The sequence below is a fragment of the Leucobacter sp. WKLB1 genome (assembly GCF_059696215.1).
This window is the reverse complement of sequence record NZ_AP046115.1, coordinates 1,628,500-1,645,200: the sequence shown is the minus strand read 5'-3', so window position 1 is coordinate 1,645,200 and position 16,701 is coordinate 1,628,500. Positions and strand designations below refer to the sequence as shown.

The following is a 16,701-nucleotide window of genomic DNA, read 5'->3' as shown; positions in this document are numbered from 1 at the left end:
CCGAACCGAAAGCTCGAATGACCGCTCCTGAGCTTCGCCCCGCGCAGCACGTCGGCACCCCCAGCACGATGCTCGGACCCGGCGACTCCGTGGTCAGCCCGCGCGTCGCCCATGTGCCCGACGACGCTCCGATGACGGATCCCGCTGCGCCTCGGCCGCGACATCGCTTCGCACGAATTGCCGCCGGCATCAGCGTTTGCGCGCTCGTCGGAACGCTCGCATTGCCGCTGGTGCAGCAGTCGAGCGCGCTCGAGACGCCTGCCGCACAGCAGAAGCTCTTCTCGGAGATCACGGGCGACGAGGTGCCATCGACGCTCTCAGAAGTCGCGATCGTCGACACGGACGAGCCATCGACGATCGGCTACGAGTTCCGCGCACGCTCCGTGGTGAACTATCCGTTCGCTTCACCGGTTCCGCTCACAGACACGTTCGGGTATCGCACTGCACCCGTGGCGCAATTCCATGACGCGCAAGACTTCGGAGCGGGCGCCGGCACCCCCGTGCTCGCGATCGCCGATGGGACCGTGCTTGAGGCGGGTTACGCCACCGACGGTTGCGGGTTTGGCCTGAAGCTCAAGCACGAGATCGACGGCCAAGAGGTGACCAGTCGATACTGCCACATGCAGAACGACTCTCACACGTGGAAGGTCGGAGACACCATCAAGATGGGCGAGCCCGCCGGCAAAGTTGGCGCAACCGGAATCGCCTTTGGCGCACACCTCCACCTCGCACTCCGCGTGAACGACACAGCCATCGATCCGATGCCGTTCCTTGCGAAGTACTACCGGCTCGACCGCGACGCCCCTGCCCGGTCGCTGCAGAGCGCCACCGCAACGACGGAGCCAGCAACTACTGGGAAACCGGAGTAGCGCCGGCCGCTGAGGTCGCTCCAGCCCATGCTGCGAGCTTTGCGGCCGCTCGTCCGGAATCGATGGCGTCGGCAGCGACCAGCAGTTTCTCTGCGAGGCGATCGAGCAGTGCTCGCTCCGCCGACTCGGGATTCTGAGCCAGATCAAAGGCGACAAGGCCGGCCGCCGCGTTCAGCAACACGATGTCGCGAACCGGGCCGGTCTCGCCCGCGAGCACACGATGCACTACCTCGGCATTCTCCTCCGGAGTGCCGCCGACCAGGTCGCTGATCTGAGCGCGCGGAATCCCCAGATCTCGCGGGTCGATGTCGTGCTCGGTGAGCCCGCCTCGGCTGACCTCCCACAGTCGGGAGTGACCGGTGGTGGTGAGCTCGTCGAGCCCGTCATCTCCCCGGAAGACCAGCGCGGATGCGCCGCGAAGTCGGAACACACCGACGAAAATCGGGACTCGATCGAGATCTGCAACGCCGACTGCCGATGCTTCTGGACGCACGGGGTTACACAGTGGCCCGAGGAAATTGAACACCGTAGAGATCCCGAGATCTTTGCGGGCCTCGGCCACGTGTCGGAAACCTGGGAGGAACCGTGCGGCGTGTACGAACGCGATCCCGGAATCTTCGAATGCCGTCACCAGCTGCCGTGCGTCAAGACTCAGGTCAATGCCGAGTGCGCTCAGCACATCGGACGCTCCCGACAGACTGCTTGCTGCCCGGTTACCGTGCTTGACGACCGGCGCACCAGCGGCTGCCGCGGTGATCGACGCCATAGTCGAAATATTGACGGTACCGAAGCGATCGCCACCAGTCCCCACGATGTCCAGCGACATCGCCGGAAGTTCAATCGGCAGCGCTTCCGCAAGAATCGCGTCGCGGAAACCGATCGTCTCATCGACCGTCACGCCTTTGGAACGGAGTGCAACCAGAAATGCCCCGATCTGGGCGCCGCTGGCCTCACCCGTCATGAACCTTGACATCGCCCACTCGGCCTGAGAGACGCTGAGATCGTCACCCTCGAGCAGTGTTGTCAGTACGGTCGGCCAGGTGCGTTCGTCGATCATGGCTCGATTCTATCGAGGGGCCGAAAACCGCGTCATAGCGCCACTTCATCGGATGAATGCGGGGCATCCGAGGCGCTTCGAGGGGCTCGGGAACCGGTAGGCTACCGGGGAAGGATGCAGAAAGTTCGGCGCGCCGTGTCCGAGTGAAAATGCACACCTGACTTTCAGCCATAATGGAGGGGTGACAACGACCACTATGAATACCAAGTCAGCCGTGCCTGCGGTGAAGCGACCGAATATCGTCGCCGTCGGCACGATCGTGTGGCTCGGCAGCGAGGTCATGTTCTTCGCGGGCCTCTTCGCGATCTACTTCACGCTGCGCGCAATGAACCCCGAGCTGTGGGCAGAACAGACCGAGAAGCACAACTTCACGTTCGCGCTGATCAACACGCTGATTCTGGTCGCGTCTTCGTTCACCGCTCAGGCCGGCGTCTTTGCCGCAGAGCGCATGCAGCCGCGCGCCACCGGAGCGAGCCCGAAGAAGTGGGGCACCGTCGAGTGGTTCTACCTCACGTTCTTCATGGGCGCGATCTTCGTCGCGGGCCAGTCATTCGAGTACGCGACCTTCGTCTCCGAGGGCATCACTCTCGCTTCTGATCCTTACGGTTCAGCCTTCTACATGACCACCGGCTTCCACGGCATCCACGTCTCGCTGGGCCTGGTCGCATTCCTGCTGGTCATCGGTCGCATCTACGCGGTCAAGAACTTCACGCACAAGGAAGAGACCACCGCGGTCGTGGTGTCGTACTACTGGCACTTCGTCGACATCGTGTGGATCATCCTCTTCATCGTCATCTACGTCCTCAAATAGGGTCAGGAGTCATCGACAACATGGTTCGCACCAAGAAGAACCTGCGCAAGTCTGGCCGCCGGCACCCGCTGGCAACAGCCGCTCTTGTCGCAGTCGGTCTGCTCGTGACCGGCGCCGCGTATGCCGGCTTCAGCCAGACGTCGGCAACGGCAGAGGTCGATCTGACCTCCCCCTCCACCATCGAAGCCGGCGAGAAGCTCTTTGGCGCCAACTGCGCCACCTGCCACGGTGCCGCAGCTCAGGGAACGGACGACGGCCCGACGCTGATCGGTGTCGGTGCGGCTTCTGTGAACTTCCAGGTCGGTACCGGCCGTATGCCGCTGGCGTTCCAGGGCCCGCAGGGAATGGTGAAGCCTCAGCAGTTCACCGAGGAGCAGACGCTGCAGATGGCGGCCTATGTCGCCTCGCTCGCTCCCGGACCGGCACTGCCCGAAACGCAGTACCTCCAGGCTGACAGTGACGACGAGGGCGTCGCGAACGGAGCCGAGCTCTTCCGCATCAACTGCGCAATGTGCCACAACGTGGCCGCGGCGGGTGGCGCTCTCACCGAGGGCAAGTTCGCACCGAAGCTCACCGGGGTGGCCCCGACGCACATCTATGAGGCCATGATCACCGGCCCGCAGAACATGCCCGTGTTCAATGATGCGAATATCTCGCCTCAAGACAAGGCCGACATCATCTCGTACCTCAAGTACATCGAGAACCAGCCGGCTGTTGGCGGATTGACCCTTGGGTCCATCGGCCCGGTCGCAGAGGGCCTCTTCATCTGGGTGATCGGACTGGGCGCCGTGATCGGTCTCACCGTCTGGGTCACCGCGAAGTCGAACTAGTCGACGACGCACACAGCATTCATGAGTCAGGAGTCAAGGAGCAACATGGCAGAGGAAGCGAAGCACAACGGCGAACACGCCGTTGTCGCCGCGGACGGCCACGGCTCGGTCGAAGCCGCCGTCGGTACCGCGGTGATCTCGTCCGACGCCGTGCAGAATCCGGGCCTGCCCCCGCATCGCAAGCGCGTCACGGATCTTGATCCGAAGAAGGCGAAACGTGCTGAACGCACCGTTTACACCCTCTTCTACCTCTCGATCGCCGGAAGCCTCGGCGCCGTGCTTGCCTACATGTTCTTCCCGATTGAAACGGGAGATCTCATGGCAGTGCGCCTGCACACCATGTTCGTCGGCCTTGGCATGGCACTCGCCTTGCTCGCCGTCGGAATAGGTGCGGTGCACTGGGGTAAGGCCATCATGGCCGACCACGAGTCGATCGACATCCGCCACGACGTCGCCAGTGATACGCCGACCCGCGAGGCTTCCGCCGAGGTCTTCAAATTGGCCGATGAGGAGTCGGGCTTCTCCCGTCGCTCGTTGGTGCGCAACAGCTTGATCGGCGCATTGATCGCTTTCCCGCTGCCGGGCATCACGCTGCTTCGCGGCCTGGCACCGCAGGATCGCGACGCTGTGGAACTGCTGCACCATACGATGTGGACCGAGGGCGTGCGTCTTGCACGCGATCCCTCTGGTGTTCCCATCAAAGCCAGCGAAGTCACGATCGGTTCCGCCTTCCACGTCATTCCCGAAACCCTCAATCACGAGGACTTCGAGAAGATGACGCTCGACGAGCGTGGCGGCAGCACGCATCTGCTTGATGCCAAGGCCAAGGCCATCGTTCTGCTCATGCGTCTTGATCAGAAGGATCTCAAGGAGCTCCCCGAGCGAGAAGGCTGGTCGTACGACGGCATCGTCGCTTACTCGAAGGTCTGCACCCACGTCGGGTGCCCGGTGGCGCTCTACGAGCAGCACACGCATCACCTGCTGTGCCCCTGCCACCAGTCGCAGTTCGATGTCTCCGAGCACGCCAAGGTGATCTTCGGGCCGGCGAAGCGACCGCTTCCCCAGCTCCCGATCACTGTTGATGACGAGGGCTACCTCGTTGCGCAGAGCGACTTCCACGAACCCGTCGGCCCGAGCTTTTGGGAGCGTCTCAAGTGAGCAGCACCGTCACCGAATCACCGTCGAGCCAGCAAGCTCAGAGCGGATCGAGCCGCTTCACCGCCGCTGCGGCGAACTACATCGACGAGCGCACCAAGATCGGTGTCGCCGTCAAGGAGTTCGGCCGCAAGGTATTCCCCGACCACTGGTCGTTCCTGCTCGGTGAAGTCGCGCTCTACAGCTTCGTTGTTATTCTGCTCTCGGGCACTTTCCTGACGCTGTTCTTCCAGGCATCGATGGTTGAAACGCACTACACCGGCCCGTACGTGCCGATGAAGGGCGTGGAGATGTCCGCCGCGATGGCGTCGACGCTCGATATCTCGTTCTCCGTGCGCGGCGGCCTACTCATGCGCCACGTGCACCACTGGGCTGCGCTCCTCTTCGTGGCTTCCATCGGCTTGCACATGCTCCGCATCTTCTTCACGGGGGCATTCCGCAAGCCGCGCGAGCTCAACTGGGTGATCGGTTTCGTGCTCTTCATCCTGGCCATGGCTGAGGGCTTCACGGGCTACTCGCTGCCAGACGATGTGCTCTCCGGAAACGGCCTCCGCATCATCGACGGCATCATCAAGGCGATCCCGGTTGTTGGCACCTACCTCTCGTACTTCTTCTTCGGAGGCGAGTTCCCCGGTACTGCCATCGTCGGTCGGCTCTACATGCTGCACATCATGGTGCTGCCCGCCTTGGTCATTCTGTTTGTTGCGATGCACCTTGCGTTTGTGATCATTCACAAGCACACCCAGTACCCTGGCCCGGGCAAGACGCAGCAGAACGTGGTCGGCTTCCCGATCCTCCCGGTCTACGCAGCGAAGGCCGGCGGCTTCTTCTTCATCGTGTTCGGTGTGATCGCGCTGATCGCCTCACTTGTCGGTATCAACCCGATCTGGAACTACGGACCGTACGACCCATCCCCCGTCTCGGCAGGTACGCAGCCTGACTGGTACATCGGCTTCGCCGACGGCATGCTCCGTCTCGTACCTCCGGGGCTCGAGACCGAGTGGTTCGGTTGGACATGGTCGTGGAACATGCTGCTGCCGCTCGGCATCATCGGCCTGTTCATCGTGCTCGTGATGGTCTACCCCTTCATCGAAGCTTGGGTCACCGGCGACAAGCGTGAGCACCACATCCTGGACCGCCCCCGCAACGCGCCGACGCGTACCGCAATCGGCGCAGCCGGTGTCACGTTCTACGCAGTCATGTGGGCGGGTGCGAGCTCCGACCTGATGGCGACTCACTTCCAGCTGTCCATGGAGGGTGTCATCCACGCCCTGCAGTTCCTGCTCATCTTCGGACCGATCTTCTCCTACCAGGTCGCGAAGCGCATTTGCCTCGCTCTGCAGAAGAAGGACCGCTCGATCGCACTGCACGGCTACGAGTCCGGTCGCATCGTCCGCATGCCCGGTGGTGAGTTCATCGAGGTGCACAAACCGCTCGACGCATACGAGTCGTGGCAGCTGGTGAGCTACCACGACTACGCACCGCTGATGCTCCGTCCGAACGATGATGGGCGCATCCCGTTCTCCAAGCGACTGCGTGCCGGCTTCAGCCGTTGGTTCTTCGAAGACCGCATCGTTCCCCCCAGCAAGGGTGAACTTGAGCAAGGACACCACGAGGGCCACTAACCCCAGTTCCGCTCCGCGGCTCACAAGAACGCCCCATCCGAACGTGTTTCGGGTGGGGCGTTCTTGCCTTCTCCTCCCCCACAGCGCGTACAGTTCGTCGGCCCGCAGCATCGACGCAGAGGTCAGTATGCCGCGCCTGCAGCCAGACGCAGGTCTGAATGCAGCACCCGACAGACATACCTCCGGTGAACGCAAGCCGTCACCAAAGTCACTCCCCCTTGGGGAACAACCCTCAGCGGCTACTCCGCTGACAGCTGCATTTCACCGAGAACGGTACGCGTCCCGTTCTGCCCGAGCCCGCACTGCGCAGGCACCATACCAGGCGTTACTCGCCAACGTAAGGCACTTCTCTGCCTGTCTCAGTCATGCCTGCGGTGCACTACGTCCTTCGCACCCCTCGTTCACGAAACGCGGTAGAGTGCCGCACGGCTGAGATCGATCGGTGACAGTCGAGAGCCAGTCTCAGGGACTCGCATACATCGTGCGAGCGAGCTTCAGGCGTCAGATGGCGTCGCGAAGGGCACAATCCAACGCGTCAATCGCTACGCTACCGAACCGAGCAGCAATCCACTCGGCTCCGTGACGATCACGAAGTTCCGCAAGAATCCTTGCGAGTGGGTCACGAAGCTCGGTGACACCCAGCGCTGCGAATGCCTGTAGCACGCACTGAAACGCGGCCGGCGCCGTGAGACGGTCGATCGATTCGTCAATGGTGCCAGAATGCGCCTGAAGGTCGACTCGAGAAAGGTCTGCGTGTTCCCGTGAGACGCCGACATTACCTGCGGCGGGACGAGGCACGACAGGTTCAGTGAGCATCTGCGATGCGAGGGCGCAGCATTCGAGAAAGAGAGCCTGCTTCGTCGTAAAGCTCGCGTAGACGTGCGGTTGCGGCACATCAGCACGCGCGGCAATACCGGCGGTCGATGCCCCGTGAAAGCCAAAGAGGCCGAACTCAATGAGTCCGGCCTCTCGAAGACGTTGACGGTTCTCGCCGGGCTTTCGCCGCGGGCGACGTTCCGTCATGTGTTATCCCAGTTCGAGAATCTTGCGGTAGTGCTCACCGACGGCTTCGAAACCACGATGATTGTAGAACGAGCCGAATCGGGCGGTCGAGGCCGACAGCTGTCGAACCCCACGCCCCATGCAGTAGTGCTCGTTGGCCTGCATCAGTCGATCGCCGACCCCGTGCCCGCGTGAGCCTTCGTCGACGACGATCTCTTGGAGATGTGCGGTGAGCCCCGGTGCGTGCAACAGCCGGGAGACCGTCATCAACGAGTAACCGACGACGCGATCCTCGAGCTCGGCAACGAAGAGTACGTTCGCCTCCTGGTCGCGGTGCCGCAGCACGTTATCGAAAGCTACGGTGAACTCATCGCGACCGATGGGCTCGCGGCCCGTGGTGAACTGGCGCGCCAGTCCGAGAACGTCAGAGCCGTCTTCACTGCGACCGCGTCGAATGATGATTCCCAATTGCAACCGCCTTAGCGCGCGAAGTTACCGCGGTAGTACTCGTACACCCAGCCGACGACACCGACGATGACGATGGGGAGGGTCAAGAACGACAGCCAGAAGTTGAATCCGATGCACAGTCCGAGCACCACGATTGCGGCGCCGAACGCAAGCACGAGCGGCCACCAGCTCCAGGGGCTGAATTCGCCGAGCTCCGGGTCGCCATCGTCGATATCGGAGTCCTCGAGATCTTCGACCAGCACACCGCCCTGCTTGCGCTGCACGAGCACGAGATAGGAGGCGATAAAGCCGGTCAGGGCACCCGACAACAGGATCGCCGTGGAACCAACCCATTCGACATAACCGTGAGCAATAATGTTCCACACGGTGTAGACCGCGGCAAGCACGACCAAGTAGACCGTGAGAATCCAGAAGATAACGATATTGGATTTCATAACTGGTTACTCCTCAGCTCACTGCTTGTCAGCGAGCTCGCGCTCGGTCTGCCGAATCGGCTGCTCCACACCACTGATCTCGGGATGGTTGAGATCGAATGCGGGCGACTCCGAACGGATGCGCGGGATCGACGTGAAGTTATGACGAGGCGGCGGGCAGGAGGTCGCCCACTCAAGCGAACGTCCGTAGCCCCAGGGGTCGTTGACGGTGACCTTCGGCGCGCGACGCGCGGTGATGTACACGTTCAGCAGGAACGGGATCATCGAGGCGCCGAGGATCATCGCGCCGACGGTCGAGAGCTGGTTGCCCCAGGTCACGCCATCAGAAGGCAGGTAGGTGTAGTAACGACGCGGCATCGCCATCACGCCCAACCAGTGCTGCACCAGGAACGTGGTGTGGAAACCGATGAAGAGCACCCAGAAGTGAATCTTGCCAAGTCGCTCGTCAAGCATCTTGCCGGTCCACTTGGGCCACCAGAAGTAGAAGCCCGCGAACATCGCGAACACGACCGTTCCGAAGACCACGTAGTGGAAGTGGGCCACCACGAAATATGTATCCGACAGGTGGAAGTCCAGTGCCGGCGACGCGAGAATGACGCCCGTGAGACCGCCGAAGACGAAGGTGACCAAGAAGCCGATCGACCAGAGCATGGGGGTTTCGAACGTGATCGATCCGCGCCACATGGTGCCGAGCCAGTTGAAGATCTTCACGCCCGTCGGAACGGCGATGAGCATCGTCATCAGCGCGAAGAACGGCAGGAGCACCGAACCGGTGACGTACATGTGGTGCGCCCACACGGTCATGGAAAGCGCGGCGATCGCGATGGTCGCATAGATCAGCGTCTTGTATCCGAAGATCGGCTTGCGGCTGAATACCGGGAAGATCTCGGAGACGATTCCGAAGAACGGCAGCGCGATGATGTACACCTCGGGGTGACCGAAGAACCAGAAGAGGTGCTGCCAGAGGATGGCACCGCCCTCGCCGTTGTAGATCTGAGCGTGGAAGATTCGGTCGGCTGCGAGGCCGAACATCGCTGCAGCGAGCACCGGGAACACCAGCAGCACCAGGATCGAGGTGATCAGCGTGTTCCAGGTGAACACGGACATGCGCCACATCGTCATACCCGGGGCGCGCATCGTGATGATCGTCGTGATGAAGTTCACGCCGCCCATGATGGTGCCGAAACCGGAAACGCCGAGGCCGAGCACCCAGAGATTGCCACCCACACCTGGCGAGTACGTCATGTCCGAGAGAGGCGCATACGCGAACCAACCGAACGAAGCCGCCCCCTGCGGGGTGAGGAAGCCGCCGACGGCGATCAGTGAACCGAACGTGTAGAGCCAGAACGCGAAGGCGTTGAGTCGCGGGAACGCGACGTCAGGAGCGCCGATCTGCAGCGGCATGATGACGTTGGCGAAGCCTGCGAACAGCGGGGTCGCGAACATCAGCAGCATGATGGTGCCGTGCATGGTGAACAGCTGGTTGTACTGCTCTTTGGTCGGAATGACTTCGAGGCCCGGCGCAAACAGCTGCGCACGGATGACGAGAGCCATGAGGCCGCCGATCAGGAACCACACGAAGGAGCTGATCAAGTACATGTACCCGATCACCTTGTGGTCCGTGGACGTCAGCCACGAGACAATGACATTGCCCTTCTTCATGTTTTCGTATCCCTCGTTACTCGTTCTGAGCCTTGGCCTGGTCGCTCTGGAACTTCTCCTGGTTCGGGTTCAGATCTTCAGAGACCTGCCCCTCGTTCCCGGATTCGCGGAGCGACTTGACGTAAGCGTCGTACTCGTCTTGTTCGACGACCTTGACCTGGAAGAGCATCATCGAGTGGTACTCGCCGCAGAGTTCGGCGCACTTGCCCATGAAGGTGCCGGTCTTGGTCGGAGTGAAGCTCATGTAGTTCGTCTGACCCGGGATCATGTCCTTCTTGTACAAAAACTCCACCACCCAGAAGGAGTGAATGACATCGCGGGTCTCGAGACGGATCTCGGTGGTCTTGTCGACCGGCAGGTAGAGCACCGGCATGGTGTCGGCCTCGGCCTCGCCGTCGTCATCGGTCTGCACCTGGACGCCCTGGAAGTAGACATCGTCATTGACGTAGTTGAAGTCCCACGACCAGCGCTTGCCCACGACCTCGACGATGTTCTCGGGGTTGTCGTAGCGCGCCTCGATCTTCGACTGTTCCTGTGCGGTGAACGCGAAGAAGCCGATCACAAGGATCACGGGGACGACCGTGAAGAACGTCTCGATCGGCATGTTGTAGCGCAGCTGCACGGGCAAGCCGGTCTGGCCCTTCCGACGCCGGTAGGCGATGGTGGCCCAGATAATGAGACCCCACGTAATGACGCCCACTGCGAGCAGCACGATCCAGGAGGTGACCCAGAGGCCCGTCACTCCATCGGTGTGGTTCGTGGCCCCCTCGGAGCCCGCGGGGAGGAAGCCTCGCTGCTGCTCGGGAGTACAGCCCGCCAGGAGCAACGCTGCGGAGAGCGCTACCGGGGCCGCGACCCATTTCATTCGACGATTGGAACGCACCGCATACCTTTCGAAAACATTGTTTCGCTTCGATTCGCACGCATGCGAGCGAAGCTGATGACTCCCTGACAGCTTAGCGCGAACACGACCGTTCCCCGAACCACGAGGGGGTGTCGCGGATACTGGTGTCGCGCGGGCGCGGATCAGCTGAAGCTGTCACCGCACGCGCAGCTACCCTGCGCGTTCGGGTTGTCGATCGTGAAGCCCTGCTTCTGAATCGTGTCTTCGAAATCGATCGTGGCACCGTTGAGGTACGGAATGCTCATGGCGTCGACGACCACGCCGACACCGTCGAAGTCGACCACTGCATCGTTGTCGAGCTCGCGCTCGTCGAAGAACAATTGGTAGATCAAACCCGAGCAGCCGCCGGGCTGAACGGCGATGCGCAGACGCAGGTCGTCTCGCCCCTCCTGGGCCAGCAGACTGCGCACCTTGTCTCGTGCGTTTTCGCTCAGTGCGACGCCGTGCGCCTGTTCTGCTGCGGCCGCGGTACCCGCCGGTGCGATCGTATCGATGCTCATGCGTAACTCCTCGCTCACGTCGTGATCGTTCGCAAGCAGTCTACCGCGCCGGGCGCGTCGTGAACGCGGAGCCGAGCACGGTACTCTGGGGGTATATCGGCGCAGGCCGATCACCGCGTGCACCGAGCGCGTGCAGCATCACCGGGCGCAGCGTTTGCGTGCAGCCCACGACTTCCGCGCCTCGGCGCGGCCAATGGAGAGGATTCGCGTGGCAGAGAAGGGCGCTGCGAACGAGCAGCACGCATCAGATGGCGACGGTGCCGTCGTAGGCAAGGGCCGCCCGACGCCCTCGCGCAAGCAGGCCCAGGCCGCAAACGCTCGCCCGATCGTCGGCTCACGCGACAAGTCCGCGGTCAAAGAGCAGCGACGTCAGCAGGCAGAGACTCGCGAGCGCATGCGCGTTGGCATGATGCAGGGCGATGAGCGCTTCCTTGGTGCTCGCGATCGCGGCCCGCAGCGCCGCTACGTCCGCGAGTATGTGGACGCTCGATGGAACGTCGGCGAAATGTTGATCCCGATGATGCTCGTGGTCTTGGTGATGACGTTCATCCCCGGCCCCATTCAGGTCGTGAGCCTCTTCGTGATCTGGGCGTTTGTCGGTCTCGCCGTGCTCGACGCCGTTTTCCTCGGTGTGCGGTTGAAGCGCAAGCTGGGCGATAAGTTCGGTGAGGATCGCGTGCAGCCAGGTTTCCGGTGGTACGCAGCGATGCGCGCGTTCCAGTTCCGCCCGCTCCGCGCGCCCAAGGCGCTCGTCAAGCGAGGCGCATTCCCCAGCTGAGGTTCATGCCGCATACGCAGTGAGCCCCGCGCCCCTCATCTGGGGTGCGGGGCTCACTGCGTTGCAGAACAGAGGCAATGCGGAACGCGGGATTGCGGAACCCGCCGGGTTACTTCGGTGCGGCGCTCCCCCGGTAGCCTGCACGGCGCAGTCCCCGGTTGATTGCGCGAGCCCACAGCGGACCCTCGTAGATGAAGGCTGTGTACCCCTGTACGAGGGTTGCCCCGGCCCGCAAGCGCTCGAGCACGTCGAATGCGCTGGTCACTCCGCCGACGGCGATGACGCAGAACTCCGGGTCGGGTTCAATCGCTCGGATGCGTCGCAGCACCTCAAGTGCGCGATCGCGCAGCGGCTCGCCCGACAGGCCGCCGGCGCCGATTCGCTCGATCTCCGCCGAGGATGCACTGAGCCCATCACGGGAGATGGTGGTGTTCGTCGCGATGATCCCGCTCAGTCCGGTCTTGCGCGCCAGCGCGACGATGCCATCGATCTGTTCGTCGCCCATATCGGGGGCGATCTTCACGAGCACCGGCGTCGTTCCGGCCGCATCACGCACTGCTGAGAGCAGGGGCTCGAGCATTTCCAGCTCCTGCAGCCCGCGCAGGCCAGGGGTATTCGGCGAACTGACGTTGATCGCGAGGTAGTCCGCGATGGGGGCAAGTCGCTCGGTGCTCCACACGTAGTCGTGCACGGCGTCTTCGACCTCGGTCACCCGGCTCTTGCCGATGTTCACACCGATGACCGGCCGGTGGCGTGTGAGTCGCGCACGTTCGATCCGCGGCACGGCCGCTGCGGAGCCACCGTTGTTGAATCCCATGCGGTTCACGAGCCCTCGCTCGCCCACGAGTCGGAACATGCGGGGCTTCGGGTTGCCAGGCTGCGCGTGTCGCGTCAGCGTGCCCACTTCGACGTGGCCGAAGCCGAGCGCTCCGAGCCCAGCGATCGCAGTCGCATTCTTATCGAATCCGGCGGCGAGCCCGAACGGGCTGGGAAACACGGTGCCGAGCGCCGCGACGCGCAGCGATGGATCGGCACCGGTCACGCGCCGGGCGAGTGCACCTGCGAACGGAATCGCCTGGATCACGCGGAACGCGAGGTGGTGCGCCCGTTCGGGATCCATGCGGCGGAGCACGGTCTGGAACAGCAGCGGATAGCAGCGCACGGGTCAGGCCTCCGGATCAGTGGTGGACGTAGCGGTCGCCGCGGCCGGGCGAGCACGCAATTCTTCGATCGCGGCATCGAAGTCTTCGAGCGATTCGAATGCTTGGTACACGCTCGCGAAACGCAGGTACGCCACTTCGTCGAGTTTGCGCAGATGGGGCAGGATCGCCAGCCCGATCTCGTTGGCATCGAACTGGGCGATGCCGCTTGAACGAACCGACTCCTCGACCTGCTGGGCCAGCACGGCGAGATCTGCCTCAGTGACGGGGCGCCCCTGGCACGCTTTGCGCACGCCACTCATCACTTTCTCGCGGCTGAACGGCTCGACGACGCCGGATCGCTTGATCACGGTCAAACTCGCCGTCTCAGTCGTGGTGAATCGTCGCCCGCACTCCGGGCACTGGCGGCGTCGACGAATCGACAATCCGTCATCAGCGGTGCGCGAGTCGATAACACGCGAGTCGGGGTGGCGGCAGAACGGGCAGTGCATCAGCGGGTCTCCCTTGCTGATTCGAATCGAACGCTCACGGCATCGCCGTGGGCGGGGAGGCCTTCGGCCCGCGAGAGTGCGCGCAACGGTTGCTCGACGGACTGGAGCGCGTCACGTTCGTAGCGGATGATCTGCTGCGGGCGCAGAAACGTGTGAGCGCCGAGCCCCGAGGCGAATCGGGCGGTGCCGCCTGTCGGGAGCACGTGGTTCGAACCGGCGAGGTAGTCCCCGAGACTAACCGGCGTGTAGGCGCCCAGGAATATGGCACCGGCATCGGTGATCTGCGCCAATACGGCTTCATCGTCGCAGGTGTGGATTTCGAGGTGCTCGGGCCCGTAGGCGTTGCTCACCTGCGCTGCTGCCGCGAGATCGTCGACCAGAATGATGCCGGATTGCGGGCCGCGAAGTGCCGTCGCCACGCGTTCGGCGTGGAATGCGATGACTGCGCGATCCGCGATCTCGGCCGCGACTCGATCAGCGAGCTCAGGCGAGTCCGTCACCAGCACCGAGGCCGCGGCCTCATCGTGCTCGGCCTGACTAATGAGATCGGCGGCCACGAATGCGGCATCAGCCGTGGCGTCGGCGATCACGAGAATCTCGGTCGTCCCCGCTTCGGCGTCGATGCCCACGAGTCCGCTCACCACGCGCTTGGCCGCGGCGACGAACACATTGCCCGGCCCGGTCACGACGTCGACCGGGTCGAGGCCGATCTCAGGCACACCGTGCGCGAACGCCGCGATCGCTCCTGCGCCGCCGATGGCGTAGACCTCAGGAATGCCGCACAACGCAGCCGCCCACAGCACCGCGGGGTGCGGCAGGCCGTCGTTATCGAGCTGCGCCGGCGACGCCAGCGCCAGGCTGGGCACGCCTGCGGTCTGCGCCGCAACCGCATTCATGACGACCGACGACGGATAGGCGGCTTTTCCACCGGGTGCATAGAGCCCCACCCGAGACACCGGCTGCCAGCGCTGACGGATCACCGCGCCATCCGCGATGCGAGTTTCTCGATCCTCGGGTACCTGTGCTTCCGAGGCGACTCTGAGCCTCGCGATGAGCGCTCGCAGCGCCGCTTCGACGTCAGGCGGGCAGTCGTCCAACGACGCGCGCACCGTTTCTGTCGGCACGCGAAGCGCATGATCTGCTACTCCGTCGTATGTGCGGGCCTGGTCTCGCAGTGCGGCTTCACCGCGTTCCGCGACGTCGGCGACCAGCGGCCGCACGCGCTCCACGGCGACATCGGCGCTGACGGCTGCACGCGGTACGAGTTGCAGCAACGCAGATCGCGACAGGTCGGAGCCGCGCAGGTCGATCGTTCGCATCACCGAATCAGTCTACCGGCGCAGCTTGACCGCCCGGCACGGCTGCATTCCCGGGTGCGACCATCCCGAACCACGCGAGTTCGGTGATTCCGGCGACGAGTGCGTCTGCGGCCGCTGCCGCGTCGACCTCGAGGAGGGTCGCGAGCGCGTCGGCGATCTGCCGCAGTGTGAGCTCTCCGTCGCAGGCTCCGACTGCGGCGGCCAACAATGCATCGGCGGCAACACGTCGGGCGATGGGTTGGTCAGTGGTCAGGGTGATGCGGCGCGGGGATTCCTCGCCGGGGCGATGCTCCCGCTCTTCGACCACGGCGTCGTCAAGCACCCAGCGGGTCGCAAGCACCGTCGCAGCGTCGGCTGCCGCGGTGGCAGCACCGACGGAGAACGCACGCTGCAGCCGGTCCCCCGGTGCTGCAGCGAATGCGCCCAGCGCCGAGTCGAGTTGGACCACGGATTCGGCGGCCGCGGGGCGTCGTCGAACGCGCACGGACCCCAGACCGATCGCCGTGATACGGCGAGCGGTGAAATCTGCGAGCCAGTCGTCAAGGAGCCTTTCGAACGTGGGATCCCCTGGGCGCGCTCCTCCGTCGCGCACCCAGGTTTCCGCGTACGTTGCCGGCTCGACGCGATCCCGCTCGAGTACCCAGGCCGCGAGTGGTCCGGCGATCCCGATCGCGCGTTCAATCCAGTCGCCTACGCGCCCGAGTCCGTTGGTGCCCCACGGCGACTCCCAGTTCGCCAGGCAGAGGAGCGTGCCCCCTTCTTCGAGGTGCTCGGGCCCCTGCGTGATCACCCGTTCTGCGAGCGCGTCACCCGTGAGTCCACCGTCACGGTACTCGTACACGGGTGCGCCGGCATCACGGGGCGTGATGACGAACGGAGGGTTCGACAGGACCAGGTCAAACTTCTGGTCGCGCACCGGCGCGAACAGATCTCCCCGCCGAAACTCGATCTGATCGGCGACGTCGTTCAGTACGGCGTTCGTGCGGGCGAGCGCGAGGGCCCGCTCCGAAATGTCGGTCGCGACCACACTCGAGGCGAATCGCGTCAGCTGCAACGCCACGATGCCACAGCCGGTGCCGAGATCGAGCGCTCGTTTCACTGTTCCGCGGGGCGACTGCGCGAGCAATGAGCGTGTTGCGCCACCGACACCCATGACGTGGTCGGGCCTGGCCGGGCCGCGGCGCAATTGGTCGTCGAGATCGGACAGCACCCACCACTCAACATCGGCATCGACGACCACGGAATTGAGCGAGAGTGCGGCACGCCATGCCGACGACGGAGTTCCATTGCCATCGATCGCGTCGAGGGGCTGCTCTGCAGCGACCCCGTCGGCCACGATCAGGCCGAGCTGGTGCGCGCCGGTGGCGCCGAGTGCAGGGAGTGCCGTCTCGATGTCGCGATCCGGCACCGACTCCCCGAGCAGAAAGACGCGAACAAGCGTCGCGAGCGCACCGTGCGCACCTGCGAGGGCCTGGCGCGCCGGCGCGAACACTCCGCGCTGACGCGCGTCGTCGGCCACGGACCCAAGCAGAGCGGTTACGGCGGCGGCGCGGTACGGCGCCGCCGCGAGGTCGGTTCGAAGACGTCGAGCGAGTTCATCGTGCACCTGCCCAGCGTAGTCCGCCCCGCGGCGGTG

17 protein-coding genes are annotated in these 16,701 nt (G+C 63.9%); 6 read left to right on the top strand and 11 right to left on the bottom strand.

Annotated elements, in window-relative coordinates:
- Positions 1–17 precede the first annotated feature (17 nt).
- Entirely contained in the window at positions 18–869 is an 852-nt protein-coding gene (locus ACZF5Y_RS07445) for a M23 family metallopeptidase (protein WP_497535156.1), read from the top strand.
- Here ACZF5Y_RS07445 and trpD read toward each other — a convergent pair.
- Entirely contained in the window at positions 850–1,926 is a 1,077-nt protein-coding gene (gene trpD, locus ACZF5Y_RS07440; RefSeq protein WP_497535154.1) for an anthranilate phosphoribosyltransferase, read from the bottom strand. The two genes, ACZF5Y_RS07445 and trpD, sit on opposite strands and share 20 nt — an antisense overlap.
- 196 nt (positions 1,927–2,122) lie before the next feature.
- On the opposite strand from trpD, the gene ctaE reads away from it, so the two are divergent.
- The 4 genes from ctaE to qcrB are packed head-to-tail and all read left to right on the top strand — an operon-like array spanning position 2,123 to position 6,347.
- Positions 2,123–2,737, top strand: a complete 615-nt coding sequence (gene ctaE, locus ACZF5Y_RS07435) for an aa3-type cytochrome oxidase subunit III (RefSeq protein WP_053353002.1) — start codon at positions 2,123–2,125, stop codon at positions 2,735–2,737.
- Positions 2,738–2,757: 20 nt separating this feature from the next.
- Positions 2,758–3,567, top strand: a complete 810-nt coding sequence (gene qcrC, locus ACZF5Y_RS07430; protein WP_497535153.1) for a cytochrome bc1 complex diheme cytochrome c subunit — start codon at positions 2,758–2,760, stop codon at positions 3,565–3,567.
- 45 nt (positions 3,568–3,612) lie between these two features.
- Positions 3,613–4,725, top strand: a complete 1,113-nt coding sequence (qcrA, locus tag ACZF5Y_RS07425; protein ID WP_497535152.1) for a cytochrome bc1 complex Rieske iron-sulfur subunit — start codon at positions 3,613–3,615, stop codon at positions 4,723–4,725.
- Complete coding sequence (gene qcrB, locus ACZF5Y_RS07420) at positions 4,722–6,347, top strand: cytochrome bc1 complex cytochrome b subunit (RefSeq protein WP_053385843.1); 1,626 nt, start codon at positions 4,722–4,724, stop codon at positions 6,345–6,347. Before qcrA ends, qcrB begins: the two co-directional genes overlap by 4 nt.
- Positions 6,348–6,848: 501 nt before the next feature.
- Here qcrB and ACZF5Y_RS07415 read toward each other — a convergent pair.
- From ACZF5Y_RS07415 to ACZF5Y_RS07390, 6 genes are all read right to left on the bottom strand, one after another.
- Positions 6,849–7,370, bottom strand: a complete 522-nt coding sequence (locus ACZF5Y_RS07415; RefSeq protein ID WP_497535151.1) for a helix-turn-helix domain-containing protein — start codon at positions 7,368–7,370, stop codon at positions 6,849–6,851.
- Between the two features lie 3 nt (positions 7,371–7,373).
- On the bottom strand, positions 7,374–7,817 hold the full coding sequence (locus ACZF5Y_RS07410) for a GNAT family N-acetyltransferase (protein ID WP_497535150.1): 444 nt from the start codon (positions 7,815–7,817) through the stop codon (positions 7,374–7,376).
- An 11-nt stretch (positions 7,818–7,828) separates the two neighbouring features.
- Positions 7,829–8,251: an aa3-type cytochrome oxidase subunit IV gene (gene ctaF, locus ACZF5Y_RS07405; RefSeq protein ID WP_053352996.1), complete on the bottom strand. Its 423-nt coding sequence runs from the start codon at positions 8,249–8,251 to the stop codon at positions 7,829–7,831.
- A gap of 18 nt (positions 8,252–8,269) precedes the next feature.
- The gene (ctaD, locus tag ACZF5Y_RS07400; protein WP_053352995.1) at positions 8,270–9,913 is read right to left on the bottom strand and encodes an aa3-type cytochrome oxidase subunit I; all 1,644 of its coding nucleotides are present in this window, start codon (positions 9,911–9,913) and stop codon (positions 8,270–8,272) included.
- Positions 9,914–9,929: 16 nt separating this feature from the next.
- Positions 9,930–10,778 (bottom strand): aa3-type cytochrome oxidase subunit II, encoded by an 849-nt coding sequence (gene ctaC / locus ACZF5Y_RS07395; protein WP_053385841.1) that lies wholly within the window; start codon positions 10,776–10,778, stop codon positions 9,930–9,932.
- Positions 10,779–10,939: 161 nt separating this feature from the next.
- Positions 10,940–11,317, bottom strand: coding sequence for a HesB/IscA family protein (locus ACZF5Y_RS07390; protein WP_053352993.1), 378 nt, complete (start codon positions 11,315–11,317; stop codon positions 10,940–10,942).
- A gap of 208 nt (positions 11,318–11,525) precedes the next feature.
- Between ACZF5Y_RS07390 and ACZF5Y_RS07385 the strand changes: the two genes are divergently transcribed.
- Complete coding sequence (locus ACZF5Y_RS07385) at positions 11,526–12,095, top strand: DUF3043 domain-containing protein (RefSeq protein ID WP_497535149.1); 570 nt, start codon at positions 11,526–11,528, stop codon at positions 12,093–12,095.
- A 109-nt stretch (positions 12,096–12,204) separates the two neighbouring features.
- On the opposite strand, the gene ACZF5Y_RS07380 is transcribed toward ACZF5Y_RS07385, so the two are convergent.
- The 4 genes from ACZF5Y_RS07380 to ACZF5Y_RS07365 are packed head-to-tail and all read right to left on the bottom strand — an operon-like array spanning position 12,205 to position 16,671.
- Positions 12,205–13,257: a quinone-dependent dihydroorotate dehydrogenase gene (locus ACZF5Y_RS07380; RefSeq protein WP_497535148.1), complete on the bottom strand. Its 1,053-nt coding sequence runs from the start codon at positions 13,255–13,257 to the stop codon at positions 12,205–12,207.
- A gap of 3 nt (positions 13,258–13,260) precedes the next feature.
- Entirely contained in the window at positions 13,261–13,746 is a 486-nt protein-coding gene (nrdR, locus tag ACZF5Y_RS07375) for a transcriptional regulator NrdR (RefSeq protein WP_497535147.1), read from the bottom strand.
- Entirely contained in the window at positions 13,746–15,065 is a 1,320-nt protein-coding gene (gene hisD, locus ACZF5Y_RS07370) for a histidinol dehydrogenase (protein WP_497535314.1), read from the bottom strand. The genes nrdR and hisD overlap by 1 nt, the downstream gene beginning before the upstream one ends.
- Positions 15,066–15,072: 7 nt before the next feature.
- On the bottom strand, positions 15,073–16,671 hold the full coding sequence (locus ACZF5Y_RS07365) for a methyltransferase (RefSeq protein ID WP_497535146.1): 1,599 nt from the start codon (positions 16,669–16,671) through the stop codon (positions 15,073–15,075).
- Positions 16,672–16,701: the final 30 nt, after the last annotated feature.

Coding starts and splice junctions, on each gene's coding strand:
- ACZF5Y_RS07445 (WP_497535156.1), top strand. CDS start 18: ATGACCGCTCCTGAGCTTCGCCCCGCGCAGCACGTCGGCACCCCCAGC.
- trpD (WP_497535154.1), bottom strand. CDS start 1,926: ATGATCGACGAACGCACCTGGCCGACCGTACTGACAACACTGCTCGAG.
- ctaE (WP_053353002.1), top strand. CDS start 2,123: ATGAATACCAAGTCAGCCGTGCCTGCGGTGAAGCGACCGAATATCGTC.
- qcrC (WP_497535153.1), top strand. CDS start 2,758: ATGGTTCGCACCAAGAAGAACCTGCGCAAGTCTGGCCGCCGGCACCCG.
- qcrA (WP_497535152.1), top strand. CDS start 3,613: ATGGCAGAGGAAGCGAAGCACAACGGCGAACACGCCGTTGTCGCCGCG.
- ACZF5Y_RS07415 (WP_497535151.1), bottom strand. CDS start 7,370: ATGACGGAACGTCGCCCGCGGCGAAAGCCCGGCGAGAACCGTCAACGT.
- ctaF (WP_053352996.1), bottom strand. CDS start 8,251: ATGAAATCCAATATCGTTATCTTCTGGATTCTCACGGTCTACTTGGTC.
- ctaD (WP_053352995.1), bottom strand. CDS start 9,913: ATGAAGAAGGGCAATGTCATTGTCTCGTGGCTGACGTCCACGGACCAC.
- ctaC (WP_053385841.1), bottom strand. CDS start 10,778: ATGAAATGGGTCGCGGCCCCGGTAGCGCTCTCCGCAGCGTTGCTCCTG.
- ACZF5Y_RS07390 (WP_053352993.1), bottom strand. CDS start 11,317: ATGAGCATCGATACGATCGCACCGGCGGGTACCGCGGCCGCAGCAGAA.
- nrdR (WP_497535147.1), bottom strand. CDS start 13,746: ATGCACTGCCCGTTCTGCCGCCACCCCGACTCGCGTGTTATCGACTCG.
- hisD (WP_497535314.1), bottom strand. CDS start 15,065: ATGCGAACGATCGACCTGCGCGGCTCCGACCTGTCGCGATCTGCGTTG.